General features: G+C 52.6%; 2 protein-coding genes. Both read right to left on the bottom strand.

Annotated elements, in window-relative coordinates:
- A partial coding sequence (locus AC2T28_RS24875) for a hypothetical protein (protein ID WP_486751288.1) occupies positions 1-1,136 on the bottom strand: 1,136 nt, incomplete at its 3' end.
- Between the two features lie 531 nt (positions 1,137-1,667).
- Positions 1,668-2,411 (bottom strand): hypothetical protein, encoded by a 744-nt coding sequence (locus AC2T28_RS24870; protein WP_486751287.1) that lies wholly within the window; start codon positions 2,409-2,411, stop codon positions 1,668-1,670.
- Between the last annotated feature and the right edge of the window lie 156 nt (positions 2,412-2,567).

Here is a 2,567-nt window from a genome sequence, read left to right as displayed (position 1 = left end):
TAGTTGTTCGTGAGAGCTACCCGATGCCCAAGAGCCCCGATCGCTGCTGCCTGCATGGCTAACTTGAGCCGTCCAGCTAATGAATAGTCGATCAGAAAGCTATCATGAACACACAAGACCGGAATATCGAGCCTCGTGAATACCCTGAGAACATGGGCTGCCATCTGGCTATCAGTGTACATCAAGCCGATACCACTATCAGTGCAGAGGCCTTCCGCCAGAAACGGGTACTTCTCGACGATGGCATCCAGAACTCTAATGAGTTCCGCGTTCTTCATAGACTTGGCTGAAGACCCAACGGGTGAAGCATCCCGAAACGCACTGCAGGCTGAGCGCCGGTCTTTAGCATTCAGGGCCATGAGAACAAGCAGCTTCACCAGCTTGCGTTGTCCTCCGGCATCCACCCCCTCAATCAAGCCTTCGTCGAGGACATATGGGTCGCCCTCAAGCGCTATACCCTGTCTAGCAGCCAAGATTGCTACATGCTGTGCCTGATAATCGACCTCCACGGTTGGTTGATCGTTGATGTGGATCCGCTTCCGAAACTCAGACCCTACTCCTTGCCACCACCCGCCGTAAAAACGCCCTCCGCAGCTCCAATCTTTCCGGTTGAAGACACGATGGACGAAGTTATCGAAACCGCAGACCGGAACTCGGGTCATCTCTCCAGCCCGAAAGCCTGACTTAATAGGTCGCTCGATAAAGGCATCTGTCTGATCTGGGACATCGATAAACGTCCGATGCAGTAGCCGGTTATACGCTGCCAGATCGGCCCGCATCTTATGGGTCTCTGGAGTATCAAGGTATTCCAGATTGCGCTTGGAATTTTCAGCCCCACGCAAAAGTATGTTCTCCCGCCCCGGGTGGGTAAGGACATGTTGGGGACCGAACTTAGCATCTCTGAAGAGCCGCCGAAGAGGTTCAGCTGCCCTGATGCGGGTGGTTCGGTTGGTTACTGCTCCAGGACCGGCGTAGCTGGCAGCTGCTAGGTCGATAAATCCGCCTTCATGCAAACCGTCGATGATCCTGGGAGACCGCCGGGACATGCCGATTTTGTTGTAGCGCGAACCCGTGTTCCAAGCGGTGTTGTTCATTGCCACGGCAACAGAAAGATCTGGGTCGGTCGCCCAAGCCATGAACAAGTCCAAGATTATAGTTCTGAGTTGTGTCAGCCCGCTTGCCTTGGGCTGCACGCCCCCTCTTCTCTGATTTGAGCCCTCTGGCTGACCGAAGCACTTGTTCCAGATAGGCTTGACCAAATGTGATACGGCGGAATGCTCCGAATACCTGTGTACGTCGAGTAATTTTGAGTACCTTGGATTTGTTATCACGCCGCTTTCGAGGGTCGCGCCAATTACTGTTTTTTCCATATGCCATGTCGTCCTTACCTTTGACTCCGGGCACGAATGAGCGCACCGGATCGAGGTTCAGGCAGCTCAGCAGACAACTCAGCCCGCGAGACGTACCTCACCTGTTGATTGAATTTGGTTGGATTGTTGGGCCCTTTCGGAACCCGATAGCAGTAAGGACCGCTATAGCGCCTCTAGACGCTGATCGACTGCTCACGGAATGCGAGCGGCTTAGGGATTGGTTACCTAGGAAGGTTTGCGCTAACATTCAAGTGTTAATTTGCAATTTACCAAAAGAATCTTCGGGCTGACCGGGTTTTAGCCCTGATTGGCAATGTCAGGGGCAGCCAAGAGAGCAAGTTGTTCTGCCTGGGAAAACAAGGCCATCTCAAGCATCATGATCTCTGATACCGAAGAACATTGGTCACGGCAGTCCTGCATAAGCTGAGAGTAGACATCATAGGATGCGTCCCGGGCAACACGCTGCCAACCGTGTTCGTCAACCAATGACTTCACTGAGAAGCGCTCAAGTGTTGCGAACCCTTGTCGCTTGCCTTGGTTGCCTGTGATGTTGTTCCTGCCACTGATATACGGGAAGGCCATTCCACCCTTAGTCCCAGCAAGCAGTTGAATCGCGTTGAGTGAGACAACGACGCGGGCGTCCAGGATTGCATATTTCTTCGGGTCAACAACCGAGAATATCTTGGAATAACTGGAGACTCCGGCAAAAGGAGTGGATGGGTCAGCCCCCTCAGCACGCTGGAAGTGCGCCTCTAGGGTTTTAGCACTGTTTCCTCGTACGCCACCCCAGTCAGACACGATCCATTGAGCAATCTCTCTCCGCCTACTCGGATCATTATGCCAAATGGTATTGAGTGTATTCTTGAGTTTGATCGTACGGTTCAGTCGTGAACCACCATCGGATCCATTGATGAACTGGTCAGCACTGGCAGGGAGTGGCCACTGATAAGTTTGCTCTAGGTTCGTAACACCTAGGCCAGCAAAGGTACCTTTTCCGGAAGCAAAATTGGCAAGGGCTTCAATGGTATTCTGAGAAATCATGTACTGCTCTATTATTCGCTGGAATGGAAATATAAGGCAAACGATAGGCTGTAACCGAACCAAGATCCACTGTTTCAGTGCTGGACGGCTCAAGTTAGCCATGCAGGCAGCAGCGATCGGGGCTCTTGGGCATCGGGTAGCTCTCACGAACAACTA

The organism is Parasedimentitalea nitratireducens, from assembly GCF_057444295.1.
This window is presented reverse-complemented; position numbering and strand designations above follow the sequence as displayed.